Here is a 15,112-nt window from a genome sequence, read left to right on the forward strand (position 1 = left end):
ATGGTTAACATACCAGTCAACTCAACCCATCCTATGACCCGCGCAGAGTGGCGTGCTTGGCTAGAGCATCACCACACGCGCAAGGAGGGCGTCTGGTTAGTGGGCTACAAAAAAGCAACGGGTAAATCCCGATTTGACTATGGTGAAGCCGTGGAAGAGGCGCTGTGCTTTGGCTGGATTGACAGTAAGCCCAACAAACTTGATGAGGAGCGATCGCTGCTATGGTTTGCCCCCAGAAAATCTGGTACGGGCTGGTCAAAGTTAAATAAAGAGCGCGTTGAAAGGCTGATTGCCTGTGAGCTGATGATGCCTGCCGGACTGGCAAAAGTGGAAGCTGCAAAGCAAGATGGTTCTTGGACAGCGTTGGATGCGATCGAGGCACTCGAAATTCCGCTAGATCTAGAACAGGCACTCACTGCCTATGAGTCGGCACAGAACTTTGAAGCCTTTCCCCGGTCTGTGAAGCGTGGCATTTTGGAGTGGATCAGCTCAGCGAAAAAACCTGAAACCCGCGCCAAGCGAATCGAAGAAACTGCACAACTCGCAGCCCAAAATTTGCGGGCAAATCAGTGGAAAGCGTCTAAGTGACTGCGATCGTTCTCAAAAGCGGTAGCTCTAAGCAGGTTAATTGGCTCGATAAACGGTTGGTGTCATACCCGTAAGTTGACGAAACTGTTTGCTCAAATGGCTGTGGCTATTGAACCCACAGGCGAAGGCAATATCCATAATGGATTGATCGGTATGTTTCAACAACTGCTTTGCGCGTTCAATGCGTTGCTGAAGTAAATACTGGTAGGGAGTTATGGCGATCGTCTGTTTAAATAAATGGCAGAAATGAAACTGGCTCATGTTCAATAACGCAGCTAAATCTGCCAGCTTAATATCCTGATCTAGATGGTCGTGGATATAGTCTAAAACCTGCACCAGTTGACGTTGAGGTAATCCACCTTCATAAACGGGCACATCAGGTTTCGCAGTCGCATACTGTCGGAGCAAATGTACTGCTAGGATATTTGAGAGGGATTCGACGTAGAGCCTGTTGTTTTGATTGTCCTGCTGAAGTTCAGCCAGTAGCAGCATGGCGATCGCCTCAAGTTGTGGATCACGCATCCTAAATGTAGAAAGTAATTCAAACTGGTCAGGATTTATATCCAGGGTTTCTCTGGCAATCCCTTGGACAAAACAAGACGCAATCCGAATCTCCAAAAAATCATCCGCATCGTCCCAACGGGCAAAAAATGGAACTTTAGCAGGCGTGATTGAAATATCACCTTTCCGATACAGTCCAGTCTGTGTCTCACTCCCTTTCATGTGCACAGAGCGAACAGGACGATGTGCTAGAGATAGACAAACCGAATGTTCATCGCTGAAATGGCAGGTTGCCTCGCCCGGTGGATATTGAAATTGGCTGACCAAAATATTCTCCCAGCCCCGGCTCTGACTCGACAGAATAGGCAGACAGGTTGATTCAGTTTGATGGTTCACTGGAGACACGATGTCACCCCAACTCGTCTCGAATGGACGGCATTGCTTAATCTGGGTATGAATTTTTTTTTGAAAGGGGCGCGGAGCGCCCCTTTCAAAAAAAATTCATACATGAAATCAGCAACACCCGAATTGACAACTCAATCTGATTGTATAGTAACCGTCTTGGCAGTTGGGACGGGAACATTTTTGGTGGGGCGTGAAAATTAATCGCAAGATTTTGATAGGGGCACAAGAATCAGATAGCCAGAGAATGAACCATTTACCTAAGCTGAAAGGGTGATGAATTTGGAGGAACTATGGCACATTTATTACATATTGATTCGAGTCCGCGTGGGGAACGATCGCACTCTCGCCGCATGACTAGAGAATTTGTCGAACAATGGCAGCAGGCTCATCCTAGCGATACTGTTACCTATCGAGATCTGGGTCATAGTCCTGTTCCTTACGTGGACGAGTTGTGGATTGCTGCTGCATTCACTTCACCAGAACAACATACTCCTGAGCTACGCGAAGCCATTCGTCTTAGCGATCGACTCGTGGATGAATTCTTGGCGGCTGATATTTATATCATTGGGGTTCCCATGTACAATTTCAGCGTTCCCGGTATATTCAAGTCTTACATTGACCAAATTGTGCGCATCGGGAGAACCGTTGCGTTTGAACCCAATGCTACTGTCAATGCTTTCCAGCCATTGGTACTGGGTAAAAAGATGTTCATTGTCGAAGCACGAGGCGATTCCGGCTTTCAACCCGGTGGAGAATACGAGAAGATGAATTACCATGACCCTTATCTAGTCACTGTTTTTGGATTTATGGGTATTACAGATATCACTTTTATTCACGTCGAAAATGATGAATATGGGGGGCAGAAGTTATCAGAATCGATCGCAAATGCTCGCGCTAAAATTTCTGCACTAACCGCCGCCTAAGGTAATACAGCAGACACAAAATATTTAACCGGACTTAGAGATATCTTCGTGGGCGCTGTCCCCGTCCTAACCGCCTTGACGGTTGCCATAGCGCCACGTAATTGAGTCAGGACAAATTATTTGTTGAGAGCTGCGCGGAGCGCAGCTCTCAACAAACAACTCATTGGATCTAAGCGCGTAGCGCTGTATTTCTAATTGCTGTATTCCTAATTAATGTGATCCGTTCAATGCTTCTAGCGCCATACTGTCCCCAGACTCGATATCATAAGAAGTGGAGACACTGAACCTCCAACACCTAATAATCTCTCACCTCAAACTGCTGGAGACCGCGCATGGATTTGGTTTCACTTCAGGGCTGGCTAGATAACGCCTCCTTCGCCGTTCTGTTTTTGACCATGCTGCTGTATTGGGCAGGCGCGGCTTTCCCAAAAATCCCCTACTTGCAGGTTATAGGCGCTACGGGAATGGCGATCGCCAATCTCTGTATCGCCGCCCTGTTGGGGGCACGCTGGATCGAGGCGGGCTACTTCCCCCTCAGCAATCTCTATGAGTCGCTATTTTTCATCGCCTGGGGCATCACGGCAATGCATTTTGTTGCCGAGAATATGAGCCGCAGTCCCCTAGTGGGCGTAGTGACGGCTCCCGTTGCGATGGCGATCGCTGCTTTTGCGACCCTGACGCTCCCTGAACAAATGCAGTCGGCTGAGCCATTGGTGCCTGCGCTTAAGTCCAACTGGCTAATGATGCATGTCAGCGTCATGCTGATTAGCTATGCGGCTTTGATGGTAGGAGCTTTGTTGGCGATCGCTTTTCTGGTGGTGACGCGGGGTCAAAATATTGAGCTAAAGGGCAGCTCGGTTGGCACGGGAGCCTATCGGCAGGTGCCCTATCGCCTGCAAAGGCATGGTGAGACGGTTACGGCTATGGGGACAGCGGCTACCGGGACAATGGCATCTGGGACAATGGCATCTGGGGCAGTGGCATCTGGGGCAGTGGCATCGGGGGCGATCGACATGGGCAATACCGCAGTCCTCACGTCTCTGGCTTCACCCGCAATATCTGCCGCCGCCACCCTGCCGCTCTCGCCTCAGCGCCTCAGCTTGGCAGAAATTTTGGACAACATTAGCTACCGAATGATTGGCTTGGGCTTTCCGCTCTTAACCATCGGCATTATTGCCGGGGCAGTCTGGGCAAACGAAGCCTGGGGATCTTACTGGAGTTGGGACCCGAAAGAAACCTGGGCGTTGATTACCTGGCTGGTCTTCGCGGCCTATCTTCATTCCCGTATTACTAAAGGCTGGCAAGGTCGCCGTCCAGCAATTTTGGCAGCAACGGGCTTTTTGGTGGTTTGGGTTTGCTACTTAGGTGTAAACCTATTGGGCAAAGGACTACATAGCTATGGCTGGTTCTTTTAGGGCGTTTTCCCCCTGCAAGAGCCTACAGCAATTTTCAATTGCATGAGCCACAGTTATTTTTTAGAAGCCTCGCGGAGCGAGGCTTCTAAAAAATAACCCATCCTTAACCAAGCGCAAAGCGTTGTAAATCAGAGTCTGGCGCAGGAGAAGGCTAGAATTTAACAAGACCAAGACAAGAGACCTCAGAGTAAAAGCCCATGCCAAAAGATTTTGATTTGCTCAACGACGACGAAGTGCTGTTTGTGCGATCGGGTCGGGTGCTGATGCCAAATGCCACCTTCAAGGTCAGCGAGTTTTTGGATGCTCTAGCGCAGGTAGTGCTAGAGCAGGAGGTGGAATGGTCGGAGGAGCAGGAAGGCTGGTTTAACGATCGCGGACAGCCTTGTGAGGTGCTGCGGTTTAGTACGCAGGGCTGGCAGCGGGGCAGAGTCCGTCTGCGTCTGGAATTTTGCCCGATCGAAGAACGACCTAAGCTCCTGCAAGAGAGTCTACCCCGTCGAGAGGCGGCGCAACGGGAAGATCCCTACCGCCGACAGAGCCGTGAAGATGTCTACCGCCGTGAAGGCTACTCCAATGCCCCGCGTGATCCTTACGATCCGCGCGGTAGCCGGGAAGAAATTTATCCAGAAATTTTGCCAGACGACTATTAGGGCAGAAGTTTTGGATTTTGGATTCAATCTAAAATCTAAAGTCTAAAGTCGCTATGGGTAACGACTGGACGCTGCTTCATGCCAAGCTACATCAGACGCTGCGAGAGCGGAAATTGCTGCCTCAAGGGCGATCGCTCCTTGTGGCAGTTTCGGGCGGTCAGGATTCCCTCTGCCTCATTCGTTTGTTGCTTGATTTACAGCCAAAGTGGGGCTGGCAGATGGCGATCGCTCACTGCAACCACCGCTGGCGATCGGATGCCAGTGCCAATGCGGACTATGTGCAGCAACTCGCCCAAACCTGGCAAATTCCCTGCTTTGTCGTGACGGCAGAGGCAGACCTTACCAGTGAAGCCTCGGCGCGCAGCTGGAGATATCAGGCTTTGGCAGAAATTGCCATGGCTCAGGGCTGTTCCTACATTGTGACTGGGCATACGGCAAGCGATCGCGCTGAAACGCTGCTCTACAATCTCGTGCGGGGCAGCGGTGCCGATGGCTTGCAAGCGCTCGTCTGGAGGCGAGAATTAGCTCCTGCACTGGCGATAGTTCGCCCTTTGCTAGAGATTACCCGCGTTGAAACGGGGCAGTTTTGTCAAGAGGCTCAGCTTCAGGTCTGGCAAGACTCGACCAATCAAGACTGGCGCTATGCTCGAAACCGCATCCGGCAAGACTTGCTGCCCTACCTACAGACTCACTTTAATCCGCAGGTCGAGTCAGCGCTGAGCCAAACTGCCGAACTGTTACGGGCCGAAGTTGAATATCTGGAAACGATCACGGAAGACTGGTGGCAAAAAGCGATCGCTTCCTCTCCTCAAGATTTTCCGGCGATCAATCGTTTGATCTTACGAGCTGCGCCCCTAGCCTTACAGCGTCGGGTAATGCGGCGCTTTCTACTGCAATATTTGCCGAGCGCTCCTAACTTTGACCATACCGAAAAGCTGGTCGCTTTGATTCGCGCCCCCAATCGCAGCCAAACCGATCCGTTTCCTGGGGGAGCGATCGCACGGGTAGAGCAAGAGTGGATTCGGTGGAGCAGTGGGGAATAGGGGATGGGAAGTGTTTAACTGCTCACACCCCCTAATTTCCCCACTCTCACTGCCTTCCTTCCAAAAAGGTCTGCACCTTGCCATCCTCTCCCAAAACTAGGCGAATTTGAGGTGCACTCCCCCCTTCAGGAGGGGAAACAAAAGGCTCATTCAACAAGGGCATATTGGTGCGATCGAGAAAAGTCGCTGCTGCTTGCCCCAAAGGCATAATTCTTTGCAGAGAGCCATCGGCATTCAGCACCAGGCGATATTCTAGCGTTTGAGTCAATCCTTCGGGCGGTCTCCAACTTTCCTGGAAATAATTTCGCACCTCAGCGACTTGAGGAATGGCATCGAATGCAGTGCTGTCGGCGGTCTGATCTGAATCGGATAAGCCTGAATCGGATAAGCCATCCGGTCGCAGGGCGGCAGTTTCGGGCAGGGCACCATTCAGCGCCGATCGCGCAGATTCAGATGAGGCGATCGGCGCATTGGCACTGCTCTCCTGTGGAAGACTGAACGTTGATGGCAGCGCATCTTGAGGAATCACAGCAACCTGCCCGCCTGAGGGGTCAGTTGGCGCGATGGGCACAGTCGGCGCGATGGGCACCACTTGCGGCACGCTAACCCGCTGAGGTGGAGCAGCATTTTTAGCGGCTCCTGCGGGCGGCAGAGGTGGCAGAGGCTGCAATGCCAGCGCTGAAGGCAGCGGCTCTGTACCTGGAGGGACAGGGAGCCGCACAGCAGACTTGGGCTGATTAAGCCCAGCATCGGCTGAAGCGCTGGGGACAGCGGCCACTTGAGGCGTAGGAGCTGAGACATCGGCGACAAACTTGGTGAGAGCGGTGGCTGTCCCCACTGCCAGCAAGAAAACTGCCGCTACACTTGCCCAGCCGCTCGGAGATTTGACCCAAGCGGGACGGTTTAAGGTGGGCAGCGTCAAAGCTTCGGCATGATATTCATCTAGAGCATTTGCTAAATCAAACAGTTGAAGAGCGCTCAGGGAAATCACCTCACCCGATCGCTCGTTAGCCAAGGTTCCTAAGTGTAGCTCGTGGCGTAGCCATCCCTTGGGCTGTAGATGCACCCCTGTGGCGGTTGGCGGTACCAAAGCAAGCTGATGGGCTGGCTCAGTTGAGCTGTCGCGGTTCACAGCCTGATCCACAGCCTGATCTACGGTTTGATCTATGGTTTGCACTGTATGCGCCTGCGTGTGTGCCTGTGTATGTGCCTGTATGTGCGCCTGATAGCTCGACTGACTCAATACCTTCTGCACATAGGTGCTAACCGATTCCCAAAGCGCTTCTAGCTGAGTCCGATCGCCCCGAATCTCGACTTGTTTGTCTTCTGGCACCGTCGGATCATCAAAGCTGAGCTGAAAGCGCAAATTTTTCAAAACTGCCCGGTCTGTCCATTTCGACAAGGCAGAACCCTTTGCCGCAATTTCTAGCGTGCAGGTGGGAGGAGTATATCGTCGTAGAACAGAGGTGGACATAGTGAGAGTGGGATGAAGAACAAAAGCTTGGGCACTCATGCCCCCAATTCGCTAGAACGATCGAGCAATGCCATCCATAGTCGCCTTGTGCCGCTGGCAGCACTATAGAACAGTAGATCAATCAGGAGCTTGAGGGCGAGATGGGTGAGTTCTTTGGAGGAAACCGTTTCGCTATCCTCCATCCGCTCCTGGTAGGTATTGCTAAATTTATCCAGGTAGTCGCCTAGTAGAGCAGCTTGGTGGGGTTCACGATTTTGTTCAGTTACCTGCTCTAGCAGGGCAACAGCACGACGGATTAGCTCTTGATGCTGTTTGGCAAGGTGGCAGGTGATCAAGACCAGCGATCGCGCTTCTTCCACATCGAGCCGTTTGCGACCTTGCCCGCGCCGCAGAGGGCTAGACTGCCGCAGCCGCCAGAGGGAAACGCGATCGGCAACTACCTCCGTTAGGTTCAGGTCTGCTGCTGCCTGAAGCATCGCCTCAGAGCCAATGTTTGCCAAGGCTTCCAACGCCAACAGCACCAAGTCAAGCTGTGCCTTGATGTTGTCGAGTTGGGTCGGGTCGGGTTGACGGGTGAGGGTCAACTCGTCCCCGATAGGCTTTGGCGTGGACGGCTTAACGGAGGGCATAGTTTCACGATACGAAATAGAGCAAGGTTTAGCAGGGCGGTTACAAGACTTGATACAGGATTAGGGGACTGGGGCAATTTTAGTCGAATTTTTGGCTCTATGAACATTAGTCGGGTGACAGAAGTTGGGTGACAGAGTTCAGCAAGCTACTCACCCTACTGATGTTTTATGGGCAGAAGCACAGGCGATCGGACAAATTATCGGATATCAATTTAAGACCCAAGCAGGGCAGATGATTTTCTGTTGCGGGTACGAAGCCCCAGCAACAGAAAATCATGATGTTTTGAGGATTGCTCTTTAAATTAAGCTGATGGCTCGATTAGTCCGGGTGGCGGTGTGATCTCGATCCGACGTTGCGCTAGGTCTACTACGGGAACGATCGCCTCCACAAAGGGAATCAGCACCGGAGTTTTCGCATCGTGCAGCTTCACCTCTAGCAGGTCATTTCCGGCGGCAAATACTTCTGTGACGATGCCTATCGATTTTTGTGTTGCCTGGTCAAATACCTCTAAGCCCAGCAAATCGGCAACGTGAAATTCGCCTTGTTCAAGCAGGGGGCGATCGCCCTGCGGCACCATAATTCGGCAGTCGCGTAAAGCCTCTGCCTGAGCGCGATCGGTGATTCCGGCAAGCTTGATGACATATAGCCCTTTGCCGTTGAGATAGCGACCCGACTTCAGCTTAATCGGCTCTGGCTGGGTTGTCCCCGGACGCAGAAGCCAGCGGGTGCCCGGTGTCTCAAAGCGTTCCGGGAAGTCAGTTTCAGGGTAGACGCGCAGTTCCCCCTGCAAGCCCTGTACGCCCACAATTTTGCCCACTTCTAGCCATGCTTCATCAGGCTGTGGATTGGAATGTGTACCTATGGGCTGCGGATTGGAAGGCTGCATATCGTCCTGTATGTTTAGATCGCTGTAATCATTAAGATACCGATTACCTGGAGTCAATGATAGATATAGCCAACTCCCCGCCAGAACCTTATGGCAATCCTGCCGACAATTCTTCTAAAGCTGCGCTCATTGTGGGGGCAGGGCAGGGCATTGGGCTGGGCTTTGTGCAGCAGATGCTTCAGACCGATCGCCCCCAGCGAATCTATGCCACCTACCGCAATCCCCAATCTGAGCTGCTGACCCTTGATGACTCTCGCCTCCAGTGTCTGCCAATGGACATCACCGAGGAAATCCAGATTGCGGCGGTGGTAGAGAAAATTCGCTCAGAGGTAAAGGGACTGCATACCGTGATTAACTGCGTCGGCGTACTGCATGACGGCACAATGCAGCCTGAGAAAAGCCTGCGGCAAATCAACGCAGATCAGCTATTGCGCTACTTTCAGGTAAACAGCATTGGGGCGGTGCTATTGGCAAAACAGGTGCAGCCTTTGTTGAAGCATGGCGATCGCGCCATCTTCGCCACTATTTCTGCCAAGGTGGGCAGCATTGGCGATAATCAGCTCGGCGGCTGGTATGGCTATCGGGCTTCTAAGGCGGCGCTGAATATGCTGATGAAAAATACGGCGATCGAATACAAACGCACCTGCCCTAGAGCGATCGTCGTCACTCTGCATCCTGGTACCACAGATACGCAGCTCTCCCAGCCGTTTCAGCGCAACGTGCCGACCGAGAAGCTGTTTTCAGTCGATCGTACGGTGCAGCAGTTGCTAGAAGTGATCGATCGGCTTCAGGAAAGCGATAGCGGCGAGTTCTTTTCCTGGAATGGCGATCGGTTGCCCTGGTAGGTAGAGCTGCCGCCAGCTTGCTTAGGACATTTGTGGTGGGACGCTTCGCGCCCCACCACAAATGTCCCCGTCCTAACCGCCTTGGCGGTTGCTATATCTGGCTGCTGGTATTCATGTAATGATTTTTAGGATTACCGATATCTGAACTCAGGACATGGACTAATTTTGCGTCAATGTCTGAGCTAATGTTCATGCTATTCATCTAGACTATTACAGGGTCAACGGCGGATTGCACGACTTGCACGACAGAGAGAGATAGACAATATGGATGTTAAAGCGGCTGTGGCGCTTGAAGCTGGAAAGCCTTTGAGCCTTGAAACTGTTCAGCTAGAAGGGCCTCAAGCCGGAGAGGTCATGGTTGAAATTAAGGCGACTGGCATTTGCCATACTGACGCCTATACGCTTTCTGGAGCCGATCCTGAAGGTCTGTTTCCGGCAATCTTGGGGCATGAGGGTGCGGGTGTTGTGGTAGAAGTCGGGGCTGGCGTAACGAGCGTCAAGCCTGGAGATCATGTGATTCCTCTCTACACGCCAGAGTGCCGCAACTGCAAATTCTGCTTGAGCGGCAAGACCAATCTCTGTCAGGCGATTCGCACAACTCAAGGGCAAGGCGTAATGCCCAATGGCACCAGTCGTTTTACCCTTAACGGCGAGATGCTGCATCATTACATGGGCACCTCTACGTTTGCCAACTACACGGTGTTACCCGAAATTTCGGTTGCCAAAATTCGCTCAGATGCGCCGTTCGAGAAAGTCTGTCTCATCGGCTGCGGCGTGACGACTGGCTTGGGTGCGGTAATTAATACGGCAAAGGTCGAACCGGGCGCAAATGTCGTGGTCTTTGGGCTAGGCGGCATTGGACTCAACGTGGTTCAGGCGGCTCGGATGGTGGGAGCCAACATGATTGTCGGCGTTGATCTGAATCCGGCGAAGCGCCCGCTGGCGGAGAAGCTGGGCATGACGCACTTCGTCAATCCCAAGGAAATTGAGGGTGATTTGGTGCCCTATCTCGTAGAGCTGACGGGCGGCGGCGCAGACTATAGCTTTGAGTGTATCGGCAATGTCAACCTGATGCGGCAGGCACTAGAGTGCTGCCACAAAGGCTGGGGCGTGAGTGTTGTAATTGGCGTGGCAGGGGCAGGACAGGAAATCAGCACCCGTCCGTTTCAGCTCGTCACCGGGCGCGTCTGGAAAGGCTCGGCGTTTGGCGGGGCAAAAGGACGCACGGATGTTCCTAAAATTGTGGACTGGTACATGGACGGCAAGATCAACATTGATGATCTGGTGACGCAGGTTTTGCCGATCGCCCAAATCAATGATGCCTTTGACTCCATGCGCAAGGGCGAAGTCATCCGCTCAGTCGTGACGTTCTAAACTCATTACACCATGACCCAACCATGACCCAACCATGACCGATCTCACTCTGATCAGCGAAACGACTTGCTTTGGTGGAACGATCGGTTTCTACAGCCATACCTCCAAAGCCTGCAACGGCACCATGAAGTTTTCGGTGTATCAGCCGCCGCAGGCAAAAACGCGATCGCTTCCCGTCCTCTATTTTCTCTCAGGCTTGACCTGCACTGAGGAGAACTTCATGGCGAAGGCGGGGGCACAGCAGTTTGCCGCGCAGCATGGATTGGTATTGGTGGCTCCTGATACCAGCCCAAGAGATACGGGCATTCCCGGAGAAGATGCGGATTGGGACTTTGGCACCGGAGCCGGATTTTACGTCGATGCTACTACGGAACCCTGGCAAAAGCATTACCGGATGTATAGCTATGTCGTAGAGGAACTGCCTGCCCTAATCGCCCAGAATTTCCCGGTTACCGATCGCCAGGGCATCTTTGGGCACTCGATGGGCGGACATGGGGCGCTGGTATGTGCGTTGCGTAATCCCGATCGCTATCAGTCAGTTTCAGCTTTTGCGCCGATCGCTGCGCCGATGCAGTGTGCCTGGGGTCAAAAGGCGTTTTCTAACTACTTGGGAGACAACACAGAAGACTGGCGGAGATATGATGCGAGTCAATTGGTGCGCGTTGCGCCTTACCCACGGATGATCTTGATTGATCAGGGGAGGAGCGATCGCTTTTTGACTTCACAGCTCTTGCCCCAGGAATTCGAGAAAGCCTGTGCTGAGGTGGGTCAATCTCTGAATCTGCGAATGCAGGAAGGATACGACCACAGCTACTATTTCATCGCTACGTTTATGGAAGATCACATTCAGCATCATGCTGAGGCGCTGTACGGCTCAGATTAATTTTGCTGATAGCCCATTGGCTGACCTTGAGTGAAGATCTGAAAAGTATCAAATGTTCTGCATTCGCCCCCCAACTCCCCAATTCTGGGGGGCTTTGAGTTCTGAAGCCCCCTTTTTAAGGGGGTTGGGGGATCGAGCTTAAGCTTTGCGATCGCCTGAATCTGGTGTCGGGATGGAGGGCGATCGCCTGAACCTGACTTGCAGAGAAAAAGAATTGAAGTACGCTTGTGCTGGGTCGAGGTTTCCCCTATAGTATCTGCTACTGGTTTTTCCGTTCCGGGATGCCAGTGTCAACGAGCTTAAGGTGAGGACGCTGATTAGGGAAGTTGGACGCGACCCTAACCAGCTAACCCCGCTCTCTGGATCAGCAGAGGGCAGGGCTTTGATGATTTTAGACCGAAAGGTCGAGAGTCGGATGCCTTGCTAATGCAAACAAGTGATTGGGACTACTCTCACCTTGAGCTTTTCTTGTTCTCTTTTTCAGTTCAACACGCATTAGCAAGGAATATCATGACTACAGAATTCAACGAATTACTGCCCGTTTCGCCTGAAGACAAAGCGCAGATCTGGATCATCGGCACGCGCGAACAGGTGACGCATCTGATGAATGAGTTTTACGTGCGGAAGATTGCGACCGATCGCCTTCTGTTCACCCCCATCATCCCCTCACCGTTTGCTAACGGCAAATACATGACGGTGCTGATGCGCTAGAGCGCTCTGGCGTTTGTAGTAGCAGCGCTTGTAATTTGCGTTCCAGCGTTTGTGGCAATCATTTAAGTTTTTGTGACTGATAAGTGTTTGCGACTGACGCTTGAGCCTTTATGACTGGCGTTTGAATGTTTGTGACTCAGGCTTGAGTCTTGATTAATGACGTTCGAGTGTTTGTGACTCAAGCCTGAGCCTTTATGACTGGCGATCGAGTGTTTGTGACTTAGGCTTGAGTCTTTACTGCTGGCGTTCGAGTCTTTACGACTGGCGCTTGAGTATTTGCGACTGGCGCTTGAGTATTTGCGACTGGCGTTCGAGTGTTTGTGGCTGGCGCTTGAGTGTTTGTGGCGATCGTTGAATAGTCAATGTCAGAACGCATTACAGGCTACTCTGCTTCTATAAAGCCTTTGACTAAAGCGATGACAGGCTTGACGGCAGGGTGATCGATCGCCTCTTCCAGCGCAGTGGTGCCGCCTTCTTTGAGGGCGTTGATAATTCGGGCTTTGAGGGTGGGATTCTTTTCAATTGATTCGATCGCCTTGGCGCTGATCATGGCTTGACCTATGGGCGTGGTGCGATCGTAAGTCTGGTCGAGATGATTCAGCAAATCTTGGATATCTTGGGCAGCTTGAGCCAGGTTGTGGCTGGGAGCTTGGTGAATATGTTGGTTAGCTTGCTGGCGGGCGTTGTCTTTGACTTCGTTGGCGAAGTTGCCAATGTTTGCACCTTGAAGATTATTGGTATTCTCAGTCACGGGTTTATGATCTCCTTGCTGATTAGTGTTGTGGATATGGATGTTGAAACGATCGCCTATGTATCCCCTTCCTAGCGCCTCCATCTTATCCAGTTCTCCGTCCTTGCCGTAAAACTTGCGATCGATGTCGGAGTCGATGGTGTCATCGAGGAGACGGCGCACGTTCACATTTTCGCCGCTTTCGTGACATTCGATGGTGGGGCGACCTTGCTCAATGCAGCGCTGGAGGCGATCGCGCGGGAAGGGAAAAGGCTGAAGCTGGGTTTTGCAGTGGGTGCAGTTGCAGGGAATCAGGGTGTCGTATTCTAGGCGTTCGTAGGTGTCGTGGATTTTTTGGAATTCGTAGTGGAGCGCTACGAGGAAGTCTCTTTGGTGGCTGCCGCTAAGTCGGATGCGGATTTCCCGATTGTGGTAGCGTTCGGTGACTTCGGCACGGGCACGATCTTGAACCAAAACAACGCCTGTTTTCCAGACGAGCGCTTGATCTGGATCAGAGACGTTTTCGATTAGCTTGTGCATTTCGACAATGAAGCGGGTGAGGATGCCTTTGGGCATAAAGCCTTTGTAGCGGTAGCGCAGCAGCAGGTTTTGGCTGGTATCCCAATCGTAGTAAGGGGAGTCGGGGGAGAGCAGGTGCGGAGCGATGTAGTGCCCTTCGCGGCGGGGAATCTCGTAGCAGACTTTGAAGGCTTTCATGAGCTGGAGCAGTTCGGAGCGCATGTCGGCATATTGCTGGGCTTGCCAGATGTCGTTGAGATCGGCATCGCTAAATTGTCCGAGCTGCTGCTTGACGGTGGGGTTGTCGAGAATTTTGTAGACGGCGGCTGTGCCCCAGTTGGGTTTGAGGATGAGGCGATAGCGGAGGATGGGATCTTTTTGAAAGTGTAGACAAATGCCGAGGCTGTGAAGGAAACGGCTGAGGTCAAACATCTCCTCGCGTTTGAGGATACCGTGGTAGCGGCAGGTTGCCTCATAGTCGGCACAGTCGATGTAGTTGCGTCCATCGTTTTCCAGGCTATAGCGAACGTTGAGCCAGGGCGTGGGGAAGGGAATGCCATCGGGGAGCAGGTCTTCGAGGCTGTGCTGAATTGCAGTTTGGATGGCGGAGAGTCCGCGATTGTCGGCAAGGTTGGTGCTGAGGGGAGGCTTGAGGTTGGCAAATTCGGCGCGGAGTTCCCGCAGGTTGAGGTTGCAGGTGCGGTCTAGCTTTTCGTTTTGGATCAGCAAGACGGGGCTATCGTCGCTCAGCAGACGGATGATTTGTAGCCAGAAGTAGTGGTCGGTGTCTTCTTTGCGGCTATCGGCAACCAGCAGGTAGAGGGAGCGCTCGGTGAGAAAAAATTGGTGGGTTTGGTGATAGATTTCTTGCCCGCCAAAATCCCAGAGGTTGACCTTGTAGACTTGCTGGTTGCGTCCGGTGAACTCCCATCGCAAGATGTCGATGCCTTGGGTAGAGGTATCCTGGGTTTCGGGAGGCAGGCTGTAGTCGGAGTCGAGGAGTTTGCGGGCAAGGCTGGTTTTTCCGGCTCCGCCCTCGCCCACAATCAGGATTTTGGCTTCGTAGAGTTGGGTGGCAGCAGTGGGGTCTTGGATGCGGAAATAGTAGTCGAGGATGGGACGGGCATCAGGTAGTTTTTCGCCTTCTTTGGGGGCAAGAATGTCGGGGGGAATGCTGATAGGGTTGCTCCGCAGGTCGAGTTTCTCTAAGTGGGCAAGCTGAGAAACTGCCTTCGGGATTTGCGTGACCTGATTTTTTTCAAGGTCAAGCATCATCAGATTGGTCAGTTGGGCGATCGAGTCTGGGATTGCTGTGATTTGGTTGCTACGGAGGGAAAGCTCTGTCAGATTGGTCAGTTGGGCGATCGAGTCTGGGATTGCTGTGATTTGGTTGCTATTGAGGTAAAGCTCCGTCAGATTGGTCAGTTGGGCGATCGACTCGGGGATGACGCTAATTTGGTTGCTATTGAGGCGAAGCTGCGTCAGATTGGTCAGTTGGGCGATCGAGTCTGGGATTGCTGTGATTTGGTTGCTAC

Annotated in this window: 14 protein-coding genes; 9 read left to right on the forward strand and 5 right to left on the reverse strand. The window is 52.4% G+C overall.

Going from position 1 to position 15,112, the window contains the following annotated elements:
- Window positions 1-33 precede the first annotated feature (33 nt).
- Window positions 34-588: a YdeI/OmpD-associated family protein gene (locus AC5JMP_RS03370; RefSeq protein WP_495850014.1), complete on the forward strand. Its 555-nt coding sequence runs from the start codon at window positions 34-36 to the stop codon at window positions 586-588.
- A 36-nt stretch (window positions 589-624) separates the two neighbouring features.
- Here the strand turns inward: AC5JMP_RS03370 and AC5JMP_RS03375 are convergent, their stop codons facing one another.
- Window positions 625-1,497 carry a helix-turn-helix domain-containing protein gene (locus AC5JMP_RS03375; protein WP_495850063.1) on the reverse strand — a complete coding sequence of 291 codons (873 nt, stop codon included), beginning with the start codon at window positions 1,495-1,497 and terminating at the stop codon, window positions 625-627.
- Window positions 1,498-1,784: 287 nt separating this feature from the next.
- Between AC5JMP_RS03375 and AC5JMP_RS03380 the strand changes: the two genes are divergently transcribed.
- From AC5JMP_RS03380 to tilS, 4 genes are all read left to right on the forward strand, one after another.
- Window positions 1,785-2,417 (forward strand): FMN-dependent NADH-azoreductase, encoded by a 633-nt coding sequence (locus AC5JMP_RS03380; RefSeq protein WP_495850015.1) that lies wholly within the window; start codon window positions 1,785-1,787, stop codon window positions 2,415-2,417.
- Between the two features lie 332 nt (window positions 2,418-2,749).
- On the forward strand, window positions 2,750-3,832 hold the full coding sequence (gene ccsB, locus AC5JMP_RS03385; RefSeq protein WP_495850016.1) for a c-type cytochrome biogenesis protein CcsB: 1,083 nt from the start codon (window positions 2,750-2,752) through the stop codon (window positions 3,830-3,832).
- Between the two features lie 197 nt (window positions 3,833-4,029).
- Window positions 4,030-4,482, forward strand: a complete 453-nt coding sequence (locus tag AC5JMP_RS03390) for a KGK domain-containing protein (protein ID WP_495850017.1) — start codon at window positions 4,030-4,032, stop codon at window positions 4,480-4,482.
- A gap of 53 nt (window positions 4,483-4,535) precedes the next feature.
- Complete coding sequence (gene tilS, locus AC5JMP_RS03395; protein ID WP_495850018.1) at window positions 4,536-5,525, forward strand: tRNA lysidine(34) synthetase TilS; 990 nt, start codon at window positions 4,536-4,538, stop codon at window positions 5,523-5,525.
- Window positions 5,526-5,571: 46 nt separating this feature from the next.
- On the opposite strand, the gene AC5JMP_RS03400 is transcribed toward tilS, so the two are convergent.
- From AC5JMP_RS03400 to rimM, 3 genes are all read right to left on the reverse strand, one after another.
- Complete coding sequence (locus AC5JMP_RS03400; protein WP_495850019.1) at window positions 5,572-6,999, reverse strand: DUF4335 domain-containing protein; 1,428 nt, start codon at window positions 6,997-6,999, stop codon at window positions 5,572-5,574.
- 35 nt (window positions 7,000-7,034) lie between these two features.
- The gene (locus AC5JMP_RS03405) at window positions 7,035-7,628 is read right to left on the reverse strand and encodes a DUF3038 domain-containing protein (RefSeq protein ID WP_495850020.1); all 594 of its coding nucleotides are present in this window, start codon (window positions 7,626-7,628) and stop codon (window positions 7,035-7,037) included.
- A gap of 302 nt (window positions 7,629-7,930) precedes the next feature.
- Window positions 7,931-8,515, reverse strand: a complete 585-nt coding sequence (rimM, locus tag AC5JMP_RS03410) for a ribosome maturation factor RimM (protein WP_495850021.1) — start codon at window positions 8,513-8,515, stop codon at window positions 7,931-7,933.
- Between the two features lie 56 nt (window positions 8,516-8,571).
- On the opposite strand from rimM, the gene AC5JMP_RS03415 reads away from it, so the two are divergent.
- The 4 genes from AC5JMP_RS03415 (at window position 8,572) to AC5JMP_RS03430 (ending at window position 12,328) form a co-directional block, all read left to right on the forward strand.
- Window positions 8,572-9,360, forward strand: a complete 789-nt coding sequence (locus tag AC5JMP_RS03415) for an SDR family NAD(P)-dependent oxidoreductase (protein ID WP_495850022.1) — start codon at window positions 8,572-8,574, stop codon at window positions 9,358-9,360.
- A 264-nt stretch (window positions 9,361-9,624) separates the two neighbouring features.
- A complete protein-coding gene (locus AC5JMP_RS03420) occupies window positions 9,625-10,734 on the forward strand; it encodes an S-(hydroxymethyl)glutathione dehydrogenase/class III alcohol dehydrogenase (protein ID WP_495850023.1) in 1,110 nt (369 codons plus the stop codon).
- 34 nt (window positions 10,735-10,768) lie between these two features.
- Window positions 10,769-11,617 carry an S-formylglutathione hydrolase gene (fghA, locus tag AC5JMP_RS03425; RefSeq protein WP_495850024.1) on the forward strand — a complete coding sequence of 283 codons (849 nt, stop codon included), beginning with the start codon at window positions 10,769-10,771 and terminating at the stop codon, window positions 11,615-11,617.
- 510 nt (window positions 11,618-12,127) lie between these two features.
- A complete protein-coding gene (locus AC5JMP_RS03430; RefSeq protein WP_495850025.1) occupies window positions 12,128-12,328 on the forward strand; it encodes a hypothetical protein in 201 nt (66 codons plus the stop codon).
- Window positions 12,329-12,710: 382 nt separating this feature from the next.
- On the opposite strand, the gene AC5JMP_RS03435 is transcribed toward AC5JMP_RS03430, so the two are convergent.
- Window positions 12,711-15,112, reverse strand: a 2,402-nt coding sequence (locus tag AC5JMP_RS03435) for a COR domain-containing protein (protein ID WP_495850026.1), incomplete at its 5' end; no start/stop codon positions are given.

The organism is Drouetiella sp. (assembly GCF_059504425.1).

Excerpts from the sequence above, each read along its gene's own strand:
- AC5JMP_RS03370 (WP_495850014.1), top strand. The coding sequence starts at position 34 with ATGACCCGCGCAGAGTGGCGTGCTTGGCTAGAGCATCACCACACGCGC.
- AC5JMP_RS03380 (WP_495850015.1), top strand. The coding sequence starts at position 1,785 with ATGGCACATTTATTACATATTGATTCGAGTCCGCGTGGGGAACGATCG.
- ccsB (WP_495850016.1), top strand. The coding sequence starts at position 2,750 with ATGGATTTGGTTTCACTTCAGGGCTGGCTAGATAACGCCTCCTTCGCC.
- AC5JMP_RS03390 (WP_495850017.1), top strand. The coding sequence starts at position 4,030 with ATGCCAAAAGATTTTGATTTGCTCAACGACGACGAAGTGCTGTTTGTG.
- tilS (WP_495850018.1), top strand. The coding sequence starts at position 4,536 with ATGGGTAACGACTGGACGCTGCTTCATGCCAAGCTACATCAGACGCTG.
- AC5JMP_RS03400 (WP_495850019.1), bottom strand. The coding sequence starts at position 6,999 with ATGTCCACCTCTGTTCTACGACGATATACTCCTCCCACCTGCACGCTA.
- AC5JMP_RS03405 (WP_495850020.1), bottom strand. The coding sequence starts at position 7,628 with ATGCCCTCCGTTAAGCCGTCCACGCCAAAGCCTATCGGGGACGAGTTG.
- rimM (WP_495850021.1), bottom strand. The coding sequence starts at position 8,515 with ATGCAGCCTTCCAATCCGCAGCCCATAGGTACACATTCCAATCCACAG.
- AC5JMP_RS03415 (WP_495850022.1), top strand. The coding sequence starts at position 8,572 with ATGATAGATATAGCCAACTCCCCGCCAGAACCTTATGGCAATCCTGCC.
- AC5JMP_RS03420 (WP_495850023.1), top strand. The coding sequence starts at position 9,625 with ATGGATGTTAAAGCGGCTGTGGCGCTTGAAGCTGGAAAGCCTTTGAGC.
- fghA (WP_495850024.1), top strand. The coding sequence starts at position 10,769 with ATGACCGATCTCACTCTGATCAGCGAAACGACTTGCTTTGGTGGAACG.
- AC5JMP_RS03430 (WP_495850025.1), top strand. The coding sequence starts at position 12,128 with ATGACTACAGAATTCAACGAATTACTGCCCGTTTCGCCTGAAGACAAA.